At 69.3% G+C, this 16,262-nt stretch carries 15 protein-coding genes; 5 read left to right on the top strand and 10 right to left on the bottom strand.

Going from position 1 to position 16,262, the window contains the following annotated elements:
- Window positions 1–47: 47 nt before the first annotated feature.
- The 10 genes from xerC to ASE43_RS09310 form a co-directional block, all read right to left on the bottom strand.
- Complete coding sequence (gene xerC / locus ASE43_RS09360; RefSeq protein ID WP_200956259.1) at window positions 48–977, bottom strand: tyrosine recombinase XerC; 930 nt, start codon at window positions 975–977, stop codon at window positions 48–50.
- 271 nt (window positions 978–1,248) lie between these two features.
- Window positions 1,249–1,917, bottom strand: coding sequence for a DUF484 family protein (locus tag ASE43_RS09355; protein WP_056178225.1), 669 nt, complete (start codon window positions 1,915–1,917; stop codon window positions 1,249–1,251).
- Entirely contained in the window at window positions 1,914–2,768 is an 855-nt protein-coding gene (gene dapF / locus ASE43_RS09350) for a diaminopimelate epimerase (protein ID WP_057160270.1), read from the bottom strand. The genes ASE43_RS09355 and dapF overlap by 4 nt, the downstream gene beginning before the upstream one ends.
- Window positions 2,765–3,049, bottom strand: a complete 285-nt coding sequence (locus ASE43_RS09345) for a lipoprotein (protein ID WP_056178221.1) — start codon at window positions 3,047–3,049, stop codon at window positions 2,765–2,767. Before ASE43_RS09345 ends, dapF begins: the two co-directional genes overlap by 4 nt.
- A gap of 37 nt (window positions 3,050–3,086) precedes the next feature.
- Window positions 3,087–3,500: a YbaN family protein gene (locus ASE43_RS09340; protein ID WP_056178219.1), complete on the bottom strand. Its 414-nt coding sequence runs from the start codon at window positions 3,498–3,500 to the stop codon at window positions 3,087–3,089.
- A 49-nt stretch (window positions 3,501–3,549) separates the two neighbouring features.
- Complete coding sequence (locus ASE43_RS09335) at window positions 3,550–5,742, bottom strand: S9 family peptidase (protein ID WP_057160269.1); 2,193 nt, start codon at window positions 5,740–5,742, stop codon at window positions 3,550–3,552.
- A gap of 110 nt (window positions 5,743–5,852) precedes the next feature.
- Complete coding sequence (locus ASE43_RS09330) at window positions 5,853–7,943, bottom strand: prolyl oligopeptidase family serine peptidase (RefSeq protein ID WP_157499882.1); 2,091 nt, start codon at window positions 7,941–7,943, stop codon at window positions 5,853–5,855.
- A gap of 245 nt (window positions 7,944–8,188) precedes the next feature.
- Window positions 8,189–8,524, bottom strand: a complete 336-nt coding sequence (locus ASE43_RS09325; protein ID WP_057160267.1) for a hypothetical protein — start codon at window positions 8,522–8,524, stop codon at window positions 8,189–8,191.
- Window positions 8,525–8,857: 333 nt separating this feature from the next.
- Window positions 8,858–9,820: a patatin-like phospholipase family protein gene (locus ASE43_RS09315; protein WP_057160265.1), complete on the bottom strand. Its 963-nt coding sequence runs from the start codon at window positions 9,818–9,820 to the stop codon at window positions 8,858–8,860.
- Entirely contained in the window at window positions 9,820–10,788 is a 969-nt protein-coding gene (locus tag ASE43_RS09310) for a YafY family protein (protein WP_056178209.1), read from the bottom strand. The genes ASE43_RS09315 and ASE43_RS09310 overlap by 1 nt, the downstream gene beginning before the upstream one ends.
- A gap of 92 nt (window positions 10,789–10,880) precedes the next feature.
- On the opposite strand from ASE43_RS09310, the gene ASE43_RS09305 reads away from it, so the two are divergent.
- The 5 genes from ASE43_RS09305 (at window position 10,881) to ASE43_RS09285 (ending at window position 16,225) form a co-directional block, all read left to right on the top strand.
- Window positions 10,881–11,459: a hypothetical protein gene (locus ASE43_RS09305; protein ID WP_157489367.1), complete on the top strand. Its 579-nt coding sequence runs from the start codon at window positions 10,881–10,883 to the stop codon at window positions 11,457–11,459.
- Between the two features lie 99 nt (window positions 11,460–11,558).
- Window positions 11,559–12,173, top strand: coding sequence for a hypothetical protein (locus ASE43_RS09300; RefSeq protein WP_057160263.1), 615 nt, complete (start codon window positions 11,559–11,561; stop codon window positions 12,171–12,173).
- Between the two features lie 43 nt (window positions 12,174–12,216).
- Window positions 12,217–15,225 (top strand): molybdopterin oxidoreductase family protein, encoded by a 3,009-nt coding sequence (locus ASE43_RS09295; protein ID WP_057160262.1) that lies wholly within the window; start codon window positions 12,217–12,219, stop codon window positions 15,223–15,225.
- Window positions 15,222–15,440: a hypothetical protein gene (locus ASE43_RS09290; protein WP_157489366.1), complete on the top strand. Its 219-nt coding sequence runs from the start codon at window positions 15,222–15,224 to the stop codon at window positions 15,438–15,440. Before ASE43_RS09295 ends, ASE43_RS09290 begins: the two co-directional genes overlap by 4 nt.
- The gene (locus ASE43_RS09285) at window positions 15,437–16,225 is read left to right on the top strand and encodes a 4Fe-4S dicluster domain-containing protein (protein ID WP_056178199.1); all 789 of its coding nucleotides are present in this window, start codon (window positions 15,437–15,439) and stop codon (window positions 16,223–16,225) included. Before ASE43_RS09290 ends, ASE43_RS09285 begins: the two co-directional genes overlap by 4 nt.
- The last annotated feature ends 37 nt before the right edge of the window (window positions 16,226–16,262 follow it).

Here is a 16,262-nt window from a genome sequence, read left to right as displayed (position 1 = left end):
TCGGTCTGCCGGTTCGGCGGGTCCGGATTTGCCCGGGCCCGTAGCGCTTACGCGCCTTCTTTGTCGGCCTTGCGCTTGGCGCGCGGATGCGCGGCGTCGTAGACCTTGGCCAGGTGCTGGAAATCCAAGTGGGTGTAGATCTGCGTGGTGGCGATGTCGGCGTGCCCCAGCAGTTCCTGCACGCCGCGCAGGTCGCCGGAGGATTCGAGGATGTGGCTGGCGAAGGAATGCCGCAGCAAATGCGGATGCACGCGCTTGAACAGGCCCTGGCGCTGGGCGAGCTGACGCAGGCGCAGTTGCACCGCGCGCGGGGTGATCGGCGTGCCGCCGCGCCCCGGAAACACCGGCGCCTCGTTGACCGCGCCGGTGGACGCGCGCCATTCGCCCAGCGCCGTGCGCGCGTGCGAACCCAGCGGCACGCTGCGTTGTTTGTTGCCCTTGCCGAGCACGCTGACCAGGCCGTCGGACAGATCCAGGTCGCGCCAACGCAGGCCGCACAGTTCGCTCAATCGCAGGCCGGAGGAATAGAACAATTCCAGCAGGGCGCGGTCGCGCAAACCCAGCGGCACGTCGGTCGGCACTTCGACCAGGGCCTTGGCTTCATCGGGATCCAAGACCTGCGGCAGTTTGCGCGGCGCCTTGGGCGCGCGGATCGCGGCGGCCGGGCTGGTGTCGATGCGGCCTTGCTTGAGCAGCCATCCGTAGAAACTGCGGCAGGCGGAGAGACGACGTTGCAGGCTCTTGGGCGTAAGCCCGCGTCGGTGTTCGGCGGCGATGAAGGCGCGCAGTTGTTCGGTGTGCAGGGCCAGCGGATCGGCACCCTGGGTCTGCGACCAGTCGGCGAGCGTAGTCAGATCGCGGCGGTACGCGTCGAGCGTATGCGCGGACATGCGCCGCTCGACTTGCAGATGGGCGAGGAAATCTTCGATCGGTCCTGGGGACACGGGACACGGGCTCCGGGGTTCCGACGTGTGCATCGGAATCGTGGGCATCTTGCGATGCGGGGTGGAGGATGTCGAGGGAGGCTTGCGCGCGCGGTCGGGTCAGCCTGTCGAACCGCGAAGGACAGGCCTGCGCGACCGACGGGGCTTCGGACGCTACGCAGTCGGGCGTCGCTTGGCGCTTAAGTCACTGGATCCCCGCTTGCGCGGGGATGACGAGCTAAAAGCACCCAGGAGCGGGAGGAGCAAATCCCCCTCGATCCCCCTTTTCCAAAGGGGGAGGAAGAGCAGTGTTGCGGCGACGCGCTTAGTAGCGCTTCAAGGCCACCGTCAGCGACTCGCCCATCATGCGCAGGAACAGCGTGCCCATGCCGGGGAAGAAGCGGTTGGGGTCGCGGCTGCCGACCGCGACCAGGCCGATGCCGGGCAGCGGCAGCAAGGCGGTCGATTGGACTTCGTCGGCCTGCGCGCCATACAGCAGGGCATGCTTTTCCGGTTGCAGGCGGCCGCACAGCGGTTCGCCGTCGGCCAGGCAGTCGCGGAACGGCTGCAGACGCGCGTCGTCGGCGGCGATCACCTGCAACCACTCGGGCGCGTCCAGGCCCTCGACCGGCTGGAACATCACCAGGCGCACGCGGTCGCCGTTGAAATCCTCGGCCAGGGTCGCGGCCATCGCGCGCAGGGTGTCGCCGGCGCTGTTCTGGCGCATCAGGGCCAGGGTGAGCTGGTGCGTGCGCACCGACAGACGCTCGTTCTCCTGAGCGTTGCCGAACAGCTCCTGCAGACGCCGCGAGAGTTCGCGGTTCTTGTCGCGCAGCACTTCCAGCTGATAGCTCGCCAGCGAGGCGGCCGAGCCTTCCTCGCGCGGCACGATCAGGCTCAGGGCCAGATCGGGGAACTGCTGCAGGAAGCGCGGGTGACGACGCAGCCAGGCCGCGACCTCGTGCGCGCCCAGCTTGTCCAGGGTTTCGTTCATTGCGCCCATTCCCCCTCGTAGACGAAAGCGGCCGGTCCCGACATCGACAGCGGGGCGTCGTCGGACGGCCATACGATGCGCAGTTCGCCGCCGGGCAGGACCACGGCGACGTCGCGATCGACGCGGCCGCGCCGCATCAACACCGCAGCCGCGGCGCAGGCGCCGCTGCCGCAGGCCAGGGTTTCGCCGGCGCCGCGCTCGTACACGCGCAGGCGGATGCGCCCGCGCGACTCGACCTGGGCGAAACCGACATTGACCGACTCGGGAAACGCCTCATGCGATTGCAGCAGCGAGGCGATGCTGTCCACCGGCGCGGCATCGACGTCGTCGACCTCGATCACCGCATGCGGATTGCCCATCGACACCGCGCCGAAACCGATCACGGTGTCGTGGATGTCGAGCACGTATTGGTCGCGCGCGCCCGGAAAGCCGCGCAGCGGGATCGCGTCGGGGTCGAAGCGCGGCTCGCCCATGCCGATGCGGTAATGCTGCTCGGACAGGCGTTCGACCTGGTGGGTGTCGAGCGGGCTGTCCAAGGCGAAGTTGTCCTCGCCCGCGGCGCCGTCGCGGACCAGCCAGGCGGCGATGCAGCGCGCGCCGTTGCCGCACTGTTGCGAAGAGGAGCCGTCGGAATTCCAGATCCGGTAGCTGGCGACCGAGCCCGATTCGCGCGGATCCTCGACGGTGAGGATCTGGTCGCAGCCGGCGCCGAAATGGCGGTCGGCGAGCAGGCGGCAGTGCGCGGCGGCGGGCGGCGCCAGGCCGCCGCGTAGGTCGAGCACGACGAAGTCGTTGCCCGCGCCATGCATCTTGCTGAAACGCCGCATCTTCCGCTCCGCGCCGGGGCTCATCGGCCGCCGTCGGCCGGCGGGGTCGGATCGTCCTTGCCGTCGTCGGTCGAGCCGTCCGTGGGCGTGTCGGTGGCGGGTTCGGCGGCCGGCGGCTCGGCCGCCTTTTGCGGCTGCGACGGCGGCGTGGCCTCGGGGGCCATCTGCACCGGCACCTCGCCCGCGGGCTGGGCCGGGGCGGTCACCGGAACCGGCTTGGTGGGCAGGACCAGGGGGCCCTTGTTGCCGCAGGCCGAGACGGCCAGCGACAGCGCGATCAGACTCAGGACGATGCGTGCATTCATGGCCGCAGTGTAGCCCGCGAGCGCGACCGAACGAAGCTCAGCGCGACGGCGGTTCAGGTCGCGCCCACAGCCAGATTGCGACCACGGTCATGAAGCCGGTGCCGGTGGCCGCCATCCACCATTTCGGGGCGGTCAGGAACATGATCGCGGCGCAGGCCGACATCATGCTCACCGCCAGCCATTTGGCGCGCCGGCTGACCGCGCCGTGCGCCTGCCAGTCGCGGATCATCGGCCCGAACTGGCGGTGCGCGAGCAGCCAGGCGTGCAGGCGCTGAGAGCCGCGCGCGGCCGCGAACGCCGACAGCAGTACGAAGGGAACGGTGGGCAGGCCGGGCACCACGATGCCGACGATGCCCAGGCCCAGGCTGGCGTAGGCCAGCAGCCACCAGGCCCAGCGGAAGCGGCTGGGACGGACCGGCGTGGGCTCCTCGGGCGGGGGCGGGATCGACATGCCGCCAGTATGCGACCGCGGCGCGTGCCGCGGCCGCACCGGCGATGCGTCAGTGCGTTGCGGTGGCGGCACCGCCGCCGGCCAGACCGAGCTGGCCGAGCATGAAGGCGAACATCTCGGAACGCTCGCGATACTGCTGGAAGCGGCCGGACTTGCCGCCGTGACCGGCTTCCATATTGGTGCGGAACAGCAGCGGGTAAGCGCCGGTGTTCAGATCGCGCAGGCGCGCCACGTACTTGGCCGGCTCGAAATACTGCACCTGCGAATCCCACAGGCCGGTGCCGACGAACATCGCCGGGTAGGCCTGCTTGGACAGGTTGTCGTAGGGCGAGTACGAAAGCATGTAGTCGTAGTACTTCTTCTGCTCCGGGTTGCCCCACTCGTCGTATTCGTTGGTGGTCAGCGGGATGCTGGCGTCCAGCATGGTGGTGACCACGTCGACGAAGGGCACCTGCGACAGGATCACGCGGTACTTGTCCGGCGCCATGTTGGAGATCGCGCCCATCAGCAGGCCGCCGGCGCTGCCGCCGTAGGCCGCGACGCGGTCGGGCGCGGCGTAGCCGGCCTTGACCAGGTAATCGGTGACGTCGATGAAGTCGGTGAAGGTGTTCTTCTTCTTCAGCAGCTTGCCGTCCTCGTACCACTTGCGGCCCATTTCCTCGCCGCCGCGGATGTGCGCGATCGCATAGACCATGCCGCGGTCGAGCAGGCTGACGTTGACGACGCTGAAGCTGGGATCCATCGAGGCGCCGTAGCTGCCGTAGCCGTACTGCAGCAGGGCGGCCTTGCCGTTCTTCTCGAAGCCGCGCTTGTAGACCAGCGAGACCGGGATGCGGGCGCCGTCGCGCGCCGGCACCCAGACGCGCTCGGTCACGTACTGGGCGGCGTCGAAGCCGCCCAGTACGGGCTGGCGCTTGAGCAGGCGGCGCTCGCCGGTGTCCACGTTCAATTCGTAGACCGTGGCCGGCGTGGTCAGCGAGGTGTAGCTGTAGCGCAGCCACGGGGTATCGGCTTCGGGGTTGGACGACAGGCCCATCGAATACGCCGGCTCATCGGCCTTCACGAATTCCGATTCGCCGTTGGCCTTGAGGATGCGCACGCGCTCCAGCGCGTCGGAGCGCTCGGCCACGGCGGTGTAGCCCTGGAACAGTTCGATGCCCTCGATGTAGACGTCGTCGCGGTGCGCGATCCAGTCCTTCCAGTCCTTGCGCGAAGTCGAGCCGCTGGGCGCGGTGACGACCTTGAAATTGGTGGCGCCGTCGGCGTTGGTGCGGATCACCCAGCGGTCGCCGAAGTGGTCGGCGTCGTACTCGACGTCGCGCGCGCGCGGCGCCAGCACGGCGAACGCGCTGGGGTCGGCGGCGGGGGCGTAGCGCAGTTCGTCGGACACCGTGCTGCTGACGCCGATCACGATGTAGCGGTCGTCGCGGGTGCGGTCGATGCCCATGTAGAAGCTGTCGTCCTTCTCCTCGTAGACCACCGCGTCCTGCGCGACCGGGGTGCCGAGCACGTGCTTCTTGACGCGCTTGGTCAGCAGCGTCTCGGGATCGTTCTCGACGTAGAACAGGGTCTTGTTGTCGTCGGCCCAGACCAGGTTGGCGGACACGCCCTTGATCTCGTCGGCATAGGTCTCGCCGGTGCTCAGATTCTTGAAGCGCACCGTGTACTGGCGGCGGCCGTTGGTGTCGTCGGCATAGGCCAGCAGCTGGTTGTCCTGGCTGATCTCGTAGTCGCCGACCTGGTAGTACTTCTGGTCCTTGGCCATGGCATTGACGTTCAGCAGCACGGTCTCGCCAGCGAAATCGCCATCGGCGTTGGCCTTCTGGATCGAGGCGGCGTCCACGCCGGGGCCGTCCTTGCGGCGGGCGTAGATCGGGTAGTCCTGGCCGGTCTCGAAGCGGCTGTAGTACCAGTAACCGCGATCGCGGCTGGGCACCGAGCTGTCGTCCTGCTTGATGCGGGCGACGATCTCGTCGTACAGCGTGTTCTCCAGCGGCTTCAGCGCCGTCATCTGCGCGGTGGCGTAGGCGTTCTCGGCCTCCAGATAGGCCAGCATCTCCTTGTTCTCGCGCTTGTCGTCGCGCAGCCAGTAGTACTCGTCGTTGCGCTGGGCGCCGTGCGGCGCCTTGACCACATGCGGCTTCTTGGCCACGTCGGGAGGCAACGGGGCGTCGGCGGCGGAGGCGTTGGGGGTCGTGGTCATCAGTAGCGTTGCGGCCAGCAGGAGGGAGGTCGGTTTCATAGATAAGGTCCGTTTGCGGAGAGCGCAATGGCCGGCGGGCCGCGAGCCGCCGCGGGGCATCATGCCTGGCTGGGGAGGACGGGCGCCGTGCGGCGCCCGTCGCTAAGGGCTTACTTGGACAGCTTGTCCCACAGGAAGGTGTAGGCCAGCGCGCTCATGTGCGCGGCCTGGGCGTTGTTGGCCGAACCGCCGTGGCCGCCCTCGATGTTCTCGTAGTAGCGCACGTCCTTACCGGCTTCCATCATCTTGGCCATCATCTTGCGCGCGTGGCCCGGGTGGACGCGGTCGTCGCGGGTCGAGGTGGTGAACAGGGTCGGCGGATAGTCGCGCTTGGCGTCGAACAGGTGGTAGGGCGAGAAGGTCTTGATGAAGTCCCAGTCGGCGGTGTCCGGATCGCCGTACTCGGCCATCCAGGAGGCGCCGGCCAGCAGGTGGCTGTAGCGCTTCATGTCCAGCAGCGGCACCTGCACGACCACGGCGCCGAACAGCTCCGGGTACTGGGTCAGCATGTTGCCGGTGAGCAGGCCGCCGTTGCTGCCGCCCTGCGCGCCCAGGTGCTTGGGCGAGGTGACCTTGCGCGCGATCAGGTCCTGCGCGACCGCGGCGAAGTCCTCGTAGGCCTTGTGACGGTTGGCCTTGAGCGCGGCCTGGTGCCAGCGCGGACCGTACTCGCCGCCGCCGCGGATGTTGGCGACCACGTACACGCCGCCCTTCTCCAGCCAGCCCTTGCCGACGCCGCCGGAGTAGCCCGGGGTCATCGAGACTTCGAAGCCGCCGTAGCCGTACAACAGGGTCGGGGTGCTGCCGTCGAGCTTGAGGTTCTTCGGACGGACCATGAAGTAAGGCACCTTGGTGCCGTCCTTGCTGGTCGCGAAGTGCTGCTCGATCACGTTGTTCGACCCGTCGAAGAAGGTCGGCATGGTCTTCAGCGTTTCCGGCTGCTGGCCGAGCTTGGCCAGCGACAGCGTGGTCGGGGTCAGGTAGTCGGTGGCGGTCAGCCAGACGTCGTCGCTCTCGTCGTCGTCCACCGCCGACACGCCGATGCTGCCGAAGGCCGGCGCGCCGACGAACTCGCTGCGCTGCCAGCTGCCCGGAGTGAGCACGCTGAGCTTGTACTTCACGTCCTCCATGACGTTGAGCACCAGCTTGTTGCGGGTCCAGGTGGTGCCGGCCAGCGAGCTGCGCTCGGTCGGCTCGAACAGCACGGCGAAATCGCGCTTGCCGGCCATGAAGTCGTCGAAGCGGGTGACGATCAGGCTGCCCGGCTTATAGGTCTTGCCGCCGGCGCTGTAGGGCTCGCGCAGCTCCAGGGTCAGCCACTCGCGATGCACGCCCTTCTCGGCCGAGTTCGGCGCGTCGATCTTGGTCAGCTTGCCGTCGGCGCCGCGCAGGTAGAGCTCGTTGTTGTAGAAGGCGATGGTGCGCGAGACGAAGTCGCGCTCGAACCCTTCGGTGGGGTCATGGCCGGCGGAGATGTACATGTCCTCCGCGGTGCCTTCGTACACCACGGTGGCGGCGCTGAGCGGGGTGCCGCGCTTCCACTGCTTGACGATGCGCGGGTAGCCCGACGAGGTCATGCTGCCCTTGCCGAAATCGGTGAACACGTAGACGTTGTCGCGGTCGATCCACTGCAGGCCGCCCTTGGCCTCGGGACGGAAGTAGCCGTCCTTGACCCAGGTCTGGGTGCTCAGGTCGAACTCGCGGGTCACGTCGGCGTCGGCGCCGCCGCGCGAGAGCGCGATCAGGCAGCGCTGGTACTGCGGCTTGAGGCAGTCGGCGCCGTGCCAGACCCAGTTCTCGCCTTCGGCCTTGTTGAGCGCGTCCAGGTCGATCACGGTTTCCCAGGCCGGCTTGTCCTTGCGGTACTCGGCCAGGGTGGTGCGGCGCCACAGGCCGCGCTGGTGGTTCGCGTCCTTCCAGAAGTTGTAGTAGTGGTCGCCGATCTTCATCACGCCGGGAATCTTGGCGTCGGAGTCGAGGATGGCGCGGATGTCGGCTTCCAGCGTCTTGAAGGCGGGCGTGGCGGCCAGTTCGGCCTCGGCCTGGGCGTTGCGCTCGCGCACCCAGGCCAGCGGGCGCTCGCCCTGCACGTCTTCCAGCCAGGCATAGGGATCGGACCCGTCGGTCATTTTGGCGGCCTCCTCGGCAGCAACGGCGGTGGCGACCGGGGCCCCCAGACCGGCGATGCCGATGGAGATCATTCCTACCGAAACGAGCAACGGCTTGCAGGCCTTGGACAGCGTGGACATCGGCGCTCCGCGAATACAGGGAAAGGCCGAACGCTAGCACAGGGCCCGACGGGCCCCGCCGTGCCCGAAGTCATGTGGGGAGGGTGTGCCGCGCTCGCGTTATGGCGGTTTCCGCGGCGTTTTCGGCGCAAATCCCATCCAGCTCGCGCGCGCCGGGGCGCGACTTTGCGCGTTGCGGCGCTTCGCGCCGGAGCGCTTCAGGCCGCGCGCGCGGCCGCGGCGCGAGCGAGCGGGCGGGCGCGGCGCCGGGCCTGGGCACCCGGCCGGCGGCGGCGCACGGGGGCCGCGGCGGCCTGGTCCTGCGCGCGCCACGGCAGGCGGAAACGGTGCAGCGCCCACCAGGCGGTCAGCGGCATCGCCAGCAGCCACAGCGGCAGCCAGCCGATCTGGGCGCTGCTGGCGCGCGCGGCCGGCAGCAGCAACACCAGGACCGCGCCGATGGCGACGATGTAGCGCAGGGCCTGTTCGACGCGCGGGTCGATCGGGTCGACGGCGGAACGGGAGGAATCGAGACGGGCGACGGACTGGCGCATGGCGAGGGCTCCGGGTGGCGGGACCGGGCTTGGCGACCCGATGGAGCCACCTTGGGACGGGGCCGTCTCAGAGGCTGCGACCCTCGATTCGATGGGGTGCGAGGGGGGTGAGGCGGCGTTCGCGGCGCTGGGGCCGGCGCCGGCGCGCGGATGGCGCGGCGATGCGGTTCGCCTGTGGCTCACCGCATCCTACGGCCGTGCTTGACGCGACTTTGGGGTAGGAGCGGCGTAAGCCGCGACCCGGAACTACGGCGTGGTTGCAAGTTCGCCGCAGGTGGAAATCGCGGCCGCGGCTTACGCCGCTCCTACCCCACGGCAAAGGCAGGGGCTTCGCTAGTAGCCGGCCGCGTCCAGGGCTTTGTCGGCTTCCGCGCGGCCCAGCGCAATCAGTTCGCGCGCGCGCCAGAACTCGTAGAACTGGCAGGCGTCGCGCGGAATGCGGATCACCAGCTCGGGCGGGTCCAGGGCCAGGTGCACGCGCGCGATCTGGGCCTGCATGGTGTCTAACGAGCGCGCCATCAGTTCGCTGAAACCCAGCTCGTGACCGGCCGCGTCCGCGACCGGCGCCGAGGCCGCGTTCTCGCGGCGCCAGCGCTGGCCGAACCAGCGCCACAGGCGCGCGCTGCGGGTGTGCACGGCCTGGGCCTCGGCCTCATCGGCCTGGCGGGCGCTGTCGTCGCCGCCGTCGCGCCGCGCCGGCGTGCCGGGCGGACGCTGCGGCCAGCCGTGCATGTCGACCGCGATCAGGCGATGGGCGTCGGACAGCCGCGTCGCGGCGATCGGCAGCGGCGCCAGCAGGCCGCCATCGACCAACTCGCGGCCATGCACTTCGTGAGGAGTGAACACGCCGGGGATCGCGATCGAGGCGCGCACCGCGTCCCACAGATCGCCCTCGCGCAGCCAGACTTCGCGCTGGCGCATCAGGTCCACCGCGACCGCGGTGAACGCGATCGGCAGATCCTCGATGCGCGGCTCGCCGGCCAGTTCGCGCAACGCCTGCATCAGGCGCTCGCCGCGGAACAGCGAGGCCTGGCCCAGCGCTGGGTCCAGCAGGCGCAGCATGTCGGTGCGGCTGAGGCCGTACAGCCAGTCGCGATAGGCGTCGAGCTTGCCGGCCGCGTACAGGCCGCCGACCAGGGCGCCGCTGGAGGAGCCGGCGACCGCGACGATGTCGATCGAGCGCGCCTGCAGCGCCTCGATCACGCCGATCTGGGCCAGGCCGCGCGCGCCGCCCGCGCCCAGCACCAGCGCGACCTGCTCGTCGCTGCGGATGCGCGGAGCGTCGGCGCCTGCCATCAGCGGTCGTAGTTGGCCAGCGCTAGCGACAGCATGCTCTTGGCCTGTTCGCGCAGCACCGTCGGCTCGACGATTTCGGCTTCGCTGCCGTAATGCATCACATCCATCAGCAGCTCGCGGCCGGCGCTGTAGGGCAGCTTGAGTTCGTAGCGGCCGTCGGGCAGGAAGCGGCCCTGCTGCTGCGAATGCCAGTGCTCGTCGGCGACCCAGCGCGCAGCCTTGGCGCTGAACACGATGGTCGCCCAGCCCTTGGGGGTGCCGGAGAAGATGCCGTAGCTGGAGGCGAGGTGGCGGTCGAGCTCCTCGTCGGGCACGTCGCGCGCCTCGCTCTCGCCGATCCGCGCGCCGCTGATGCGGTCGACCGAGAAGCTGCGCAGCGCGTCGCGCTCGTGGTCCCAGGCGTCCAGGTACCAGTTTTCGCGGTAATGGGTCAGCCGCTGCGGCGACACGTTGCGACGGGTGCGCTCGTCGGTGGAGCGCGCGCGGTATTCGAAGCTCAGCACCTTGCGGTCCAGCACCGCGGTGGCGACGTTGCGGAAGGCGGTCTCGTCCAGGCGGCGGGTGCGGTGCGGGATCACCCGCACGCGCTCCACCGGCACCCGGCGGCCGCCGGCATGTTCGTCCAGCAGCTTCTCGATGCGGTGCTGCAGGGGCGCGAGCGCGTTCGACAGCACGCCGCCGCCGCTGCGCAGCAACAGCTGCTGCGCGGCCAGCAGCGAGTGCAGCTCCTCCGAACTCAGCCACAGGCCCGGCAGTTCGAAGCGGTCGCCTTCGCTGCTGTCGTAGCGGAAGCCGGCCTCGCCGTTGCCGACCACCGGCGCCATCAGATAGTCGCGCAGATAGGCCAGGTCGCGATAGACCGTGGCGCGCGAGCATTCCAGGTCCTCCTGCAGGCGCTGCACGGTCACCGGATAGCGAGCGGCGGTCAGGATGCGGTGCAGGGCGTGGATGCGTTCGATGCGTTCCATGGCGATTCGGCGGCCGTGTCTGGCTGGTCGGGGGCGATTCCCGCGTTAAGCATGGCATCGGCCGATGCACGGCCGCTACTGCCGGATGGGCCATGAACGTGATCGGGTGCGCAAGAAGCTTGCTGTGCTTGGCTGTAACGCTGTCGCCGGCGGCGGTCTGGGCCGGCCCGCGCGAGGAGGTGACGGCCTCGATCGACAAATTTCTGGCCGCGCGCAGCTTCCACGCCAGCATGAGTTCGACCGGCGAGCGCCCGATGAGCAACGACATCGACTACGTCGCACCCGGCCGCTATCGCATGCGCATGGCCGGCATGGGCGAGCAGACCATCGTCGGCGACACCATGTACCTGAACGTGGGCGGCCGCAGCATGAAGGTGCCGCTGCCCAAGGGCACGCTCTCGCAATGGCGCGATCCGGCGCGCCTGGCCGAGAACGCCAAGACCATGAGCGTGACCGCGCTGGGCAGCGAAAGCCTGGGCGGGGTGGCGACGCGCAAGTATCGCGTCGACCATACCCAGCCGCAGGCGAGCAGCATGACCCTGTGGGTGGCCGGTAACGGCTATCCGCTGCAGATCGTGACCAGCGCGCAACTGCGCGGCAAGCCGGTGGTCACCACCATCCGCTATTCGCGTTTCGACGATCCCGGCATCAAGGTCGAGGTTCCGAAATAGACGCAGCGGGCGCGGCATCGCGGCGGGCGCGGCATTGCGGCTAACGAGCGTTTAACCGGCGCGCACGCAAGATGCGTCGCCCCGGAACGGAAGCCGACGATGCGGACACGGACGTGGTGGGTCGAGCAGATCTGGATCGGCTCGATCGTGATCGCGGCGCATCTGCTGATGGCCCTGGCGCTCAACCGCTTCCTGCGTCTCGATGCGCCCGCCGCGAGCGCGCGCGAGGACGAGGCCTTGCAGGTGGTGTTCGTGAGCCCGCCGCGCGATACCCGCGCGCGGCCCCCTGCTGCGTCCGGCGCGCGCGCCGCGCCGGCCGCGCCCGCACCGAGACCGACACGCGCCCGGCCTGCGCCCGCGGCGACGCCGACGGTGGTCGCCACGCCGGAACCCTTGGCCGGCCGCCCGCTGTCGGCCGTCTACGTGCAACAGGCGGGCCGCCTGCGCGAGCGCCCGCCGCCTGGGCTGGAACCGCAGGCCGACGCATTCGCCAGCCGCAGCCCGCGCCTGCCCGGCGCCGGCGCTACCCTGGGCGTGCCGATGCGCGAACCGATCAGCGCCGCGTCGGTGATCGAGAAGGTCGGCAGCCTGTTCGGCGGACGCAGTTCGCCGTGCCCGGACAACCGCAAGGACATCGCCGCGCTCGCGGTCGGCGGCGATCGCGCCGCCCTGGAGCGCGCGGTCGACTACGAGCGCCGCTACTGCCGCCCCTGAGCGCGCGCTCGCCGGAATCGGCGCGCGCAGGCACAATGCGCGCATGCCCGCGCCCGCTCCCAAAGAGCCAGTTCTGAACCTGTCGCCGTCGCCTGGCGACGAGGTCAAGACCACGACCTGCTACATGTGCGCCTGCCGTTGCGGCATCAAGGTGTGGTTGGCCGACGGCAAGATCCGCTACATCCAGGGCAATCCCGAACATCCGGTCAACCAGGGCGTGCTCTGCGCCAAGGGCTCGGCCGGGATCATGCAGCACTACTCGCCGGCACGGCTGGACAAGCCCTTGTTGCGCGTGGGCGAGCGCGGACGCGGCGAGTTCAAGGAAATCGAGTGGGACGAGGCGCTGCGGATCGCGACCGACTGGTTGGCGCCGATCCGCGAGCGCAACCCCGACGAGTTGGCTTTCTTCACCGGCCGCGACCAGTCGCAGGCGCTGACCGGCTGGTGGGCGCAGCAGTTCGGCACGGTCAACTACGCCGCTCACGGCGGTTTCTGCTCGGTCAACATGGCCGCTGGCGGCTTGTACACCCTGGGCGGTTCGTTCTGGGAATTCGGCGAACCCGACTGGGAGCATTCGCGCTATCTGATGCTGTGGGGCGTGGCCGAAGACCACGACTCCAATCCGATCAAGCTGGGCCTGGGCAAGTTGAAGGCGCACGGGGCCAAGATCGTCGCGGTCAATCCGGTGCGCAGCGGCTACGGCGCGATCGCCGACGAGTGGATCGGGATCCGCCCCGGCACCGACGGTCTGTTCGCGTTCGCGCTGATCCACGAACTGCTCAAGGCCGACCGCATCGATCTGGATTACCTGGTGCGCTACGCGAATGCGCATTGGCTGGTGATCGATAATCCGGGCGGCGCGGACGACGGTTTGTTCGCGCGCGACGGCGAAGGGCACCCCTTGTGCTGGGTGCGCGACCCTCACCCCGGCCCTCTCCCGCAAGCGGAAGAGGGAGCCGATACGCCGCACACGGCCGCCACGCGCGCGGCCGAAGCCGGCATTGTTCACGACGCAACGCATACCGCCGAAGGATCCCCTCTCCCGCCTGCGGGAGAGGGACAGGGTGAGGGCCGCGCGCTGCGCGCCGACGCCATCGGCATCTCGCCCGCCGTCGTCGGCGAATGCACCCTGCCCGACGGCCGTCGCGCGCGTCCGGTGTTCCATCTGATCGCCGAGCGCTATCTCGACCCGCAATACGCGCCCGACGCGGTCAGCGAACGCTGCGGCATTCCGGCCGACACCATCCGCCGCATCGCGCGCGAGCTCGCCGAAGCCGCGTTCGATCATCCGCTGACCCTGCCGATCGCCTGGACCGACGCCCACGGCCGCGAGCACAGCGAAATGGTCGGGCGCCCGGTCAGCATGCACGCCATGCGCGGCATCAGCGCGCACAGCAACGGCTTCCACACCTGCCGCGCCCTGCACTTGCTGCAGATGCTGCTGGGCGCGGTGGATACGCCGGGCTCGTTCCGCTACCAGCCGCCGTTCCCGAAGCCGATCGCACCGCCGAACCGGCCCGGCAAGCTGCGCCAGGCCAACGGCGTGCTCGATGCCGCGCCGCTGGGTTTCGTGCATGCGCCCGAGGACCTGGTGGTCGACGAACACGGCCAGCCGCGCCGCATCGACCACGCGTTCTCCTGGGCCTACCCGCTGTCCGCGCACGGCATGATGCACAGCGTGATCCGCAACGCCTGGGCCGGCGATCCCTACAAGATCGACACCCTGATGATGTTCATGGCCAACATGAGCTGGAACTCGGCGATGAACACCTCCGAGACCATAGGCTGGCTCACCGACAAGGACGACCGCGGCGAATACCGCATCCCGCGCATCATCTACGCCGACGCCTACGCCTCGGAAATGGTCGCCTACGCCGACCTGGTGTTGCCGGACACGACCTATCTGGAGCGGTTCGACGCGATCAGCATGCTCGATCGCCCGATCTCCGACGCCGACAGCGCGATCGACGCGATCCGTCATCCGGTGGTCGATGCCAAGGAACAGCGCGAGGGCCGCGACGTGCGCGGCTTCCAGTCGGTGCTGATCGATCTGGGCGCGCGCCTGGGCCTGCCCGGGCTGGTGCACGAGGACGGCAGCCCGCGCTATCGCGACTACGCCGATTACATCGTGCGCCACGAGCGCGCGCCTGGCGTCGGCCTGCTCGCGGGCTGGCGCGGCGAGCACGGCGATCTCGAAGCCAAGGGTCCGCCGAATCCGCAGCAGCTGGACCGCTACATCGAGCACGGCGGTTTCTGGCGCAGCCCGATTCCGGAGCACGCGCGCTATTTCAAGATGGCCAACCGCGGTTATCTGGACTGGGCGCAGAAGATGGGCTTCATCGGCCACGCCGATCCGATCGTGCTGCAGCTGTATTCGGAGACCCTGCAGAAGTTCCGTCTGGCCGCGCAAGGCCATGGCGAGCGCCAGCCGCCCGAGCAACACCGCGAGCGCGTGGCGACCTACTTCGACCCGCTGCCGATCTGGTACGAACCGTTCGAGGGCGCGCAGGTCGCCGATTCGGCCAGCCGCTATCCGCTCAGCGCGGTCACCCAGCGACCGATGTTCATGTACCACGCCTGGGGTTCGCAGAACGCCTGGCTGCGCCAGATCACCGCGCGCAATTATCTGTATCTGCATCCGGACACCGGCGCGCGCCACGGCATCGCCGACGAAGACTGGATCGCGGTGCAATCGCACCACGGACGCATCACGGCGCAGGCGAAGTTCGCCGGCAACGTGCAACCCGACACGGTCTGGACCTGGAACGCGATCGGCAAGCGCAAGGGCGCCTGGCGCCTGGCCAAGGACGCGCCGGAAGGCCGCAAGGGTTTCCTGCTCAACCACCTGATTTCCGACATCACCCCGCGCGGCGACTACGCCAACGCCGACCCGGTCACCGGCCAGGCGGCGTGGTTCGACCTGCGCGTGCGCATCGAACGCGTCGAGCCCGTCGGCGAGAGCGCGCCGCAGTTCCCGCCGCTGCAACTTGGCGAGGCCGACAACCGACCGCTGCGCTACGGCGCGGAATTCCGTAACAAGGCGTCCCGATGAAACGATCCTTCCGCATGCTGGTCGGCTGGTGCTGCGTGGCGCTGAGCTTCGCGCTGGTGGTCCTGATCGGCGCCGGCATCTTCGACCCGGTCGGCAGCGTCGCCGGCCACGATTCGCTGACGCCGGTGCTGATGGGCCTGCTGCCCAGCGTGAGCTTCGGCATCGCGCTGTTCGCGTTGGGCGTGTGGCTGATCAGCACGGGGCGCAAACGGTGACCGCCCTGCCGCCGCCGGGCAAGAAGAAGATGGGTCTGGTGATCGACCTGGACACCTGCGTGGGCTGTCATGCCTGCGCGGTGAGCTGCAAGGAATGGAACGCGGGCGGCTTCGCCGGTCCGCTGACCGACGAGCAGCCCTACGGCAAGGACCCCACCGGCGTGTGGTTCAACCGCGTGCACAGTTACGAGGTGGCGGCGGAGCCGGCATCGGGCGGCTGTGGTGGCGGCGCCGAGGCGGTGGCCCCGCAGCCGGCGATGACCCTGCACTTCCCACGCTCCTGCTTGCACTGCGAAACCCCGGCCTGCGTGACCGTGTGCCCGACCGGCGCCAGCTACAAGCGCGCCGAGGACGGCATCGTGCTGGTCGACGAGGACAAGTGCATCGGCTGCAAGCTGTGCTCCTGGGCCTGCCCCTACGGCGCGCGCGAGTACAGCCCGGTCGAAGGCGTGATGAAGAAATGCACGCTGTGCATCGACCGCATCTACAACGAACACCTGGAAGAAGCCGAGCGCCAACCGGCGTGCGTGCAGGCCTGCCCGACCCGCGCGCGCCACTTCGGCGACCTCGGCGATCCGGACTCCAAGGTCTCGCAATTGGTCGCCGCGCGCGGCGGCGTCGACCTGATGCCCGAACTGGGCTACAAGCCGACCAACCAGTATCTGCCGCCGCGGCCACGGCGCGCGGGCGAAACCGCCGCCATGCCGACAGCGCCCGAGGAAACACTCGACGCCGCCGCGCTGCCGCCGGTGCTGCGTTGGCTGGACAGAGTGTTGTCTCGATGAGGCCGATGCCCCGCCGCGCGCACGTCGGTACGAACGC

The sequence above is a fragment of the Lysobacter sp. Root983 genome (assembly GCF_001429345.1).
Taxonomy (GTDB): domain Bacteria; phylum Pseudomonadota; class Gammaproteobacteria; order Xanthomonadales; family Xanthomonadaceae; genus Lysobacter.
The sequence above is the reverse complement of the archived record's forward strand: the minus strand, read 5'-3'. Positions and strand labels throughout refer to the sequence as shown.

Excerpts from the sequence above, each read along its gene's own strand:
- ASE43_RS09340 (WP_056178219.1), bottom strand. The coding sequence starts at position 3,500 with ATGTCGATCCCGCCCCCGCCCGAGGAGCCCACGCCGGTCCGTCCCAGC.
- ASE43_RS09325 (WP_057160267.1), bottom strand. The coding sequence starts at position 8,524 with ATGCGCCAGTCCGTCGCCCGTCTCGATTCCTCCCGTTCCGCCGTCGAC.
- ASE43_RS09305 (WP_157489367.1), top strand. The coding sequence starts at position 10,881 with ATGAACGTGATCGGGTGCGCAAGAAGCTTGCTGTGCTTGGCTGTAACG.
- dapF (WP_057160270.1), bottom strand. The coding sequence starts at position 2,768 with ATGAGCCCCGGCGCGGAGCGGAAGATGCGGCGTTTCAGCAAGATGCAT.
- ASE43_RS09290 (WP_157489366.1), top strand. The coding sequence starts at position 15,222 with ATGAAACGATCCTTCCGCATGCTGGTCGGCTGGTGCTGCGTGGCGCTG.
- ASE43_RS09300 (WP_057160263.1), top strand. The coding sequence starts at position 11,559 with ATGCGGACACGGACGTGGTGGGTCGAGCAGATCTGGATCGGCTCGATC.
- ASE43_RS09310 (WP_056178209.1), bottom strand. The coding sequence starts at position 10,788 with ATGGAACGCATCGAACGCATCCACGCCCTGCACCGCATCCTGACCGCC.
- ASE43_RS09330 (WP_157499882.1), bottom strand. The coding sequence starts at position 7,943 with ATGATCTCCATCGGCATCGCCGGTCTGGGGGCCCCGGTCGCCACCGCC.
- ASE43_RS09295 (WP_057160262.1), top strand. The coding sequence starts at position 12,217 with ATGCCCGCGCCCGCTCCCAAAGAGCCAGTTCTGAACCTGTCGCCGTCG.
- ASE43_RS09315 (WP_057160265.1), bottom strand. The coding sequence starts at position 9,820 with ATGGCAGGCGCCGACGCTCCGCGCATCCGCAGCGACGAGCAGGTCGCG.
- ASE43_RS09345 (WP_056178221.1), bottom strand. The coding sequence starts at position 3,049 with ATGAATGCACGCATCGTCCTGAGTCTGATCGCGCTGTCGCTGGCCGTC.
- xerC (WP_200956259.1), bottom strand. The coding sequence starts at position 977 with ATGCACACGTCGGAACCCCGGAGCCCGTGTCCCGTGTCCCCAGGACCG.
- ASE43_RS09335 (WP_057160269.1), bottom strand. The coding sequence starts at position 5,742 with ATGAAACCGACCTCCCTCCTGCTGGCCGCAACGCTACTGATGACCACG.
- ASE43_RS09355 (WP_056178225.1), bottom strand. The coding sequence starts at position 1,917 with ATGAACGAAACCCTGGACAAGCTGGGCGCGCACGAGGTCGCGGCCTGG.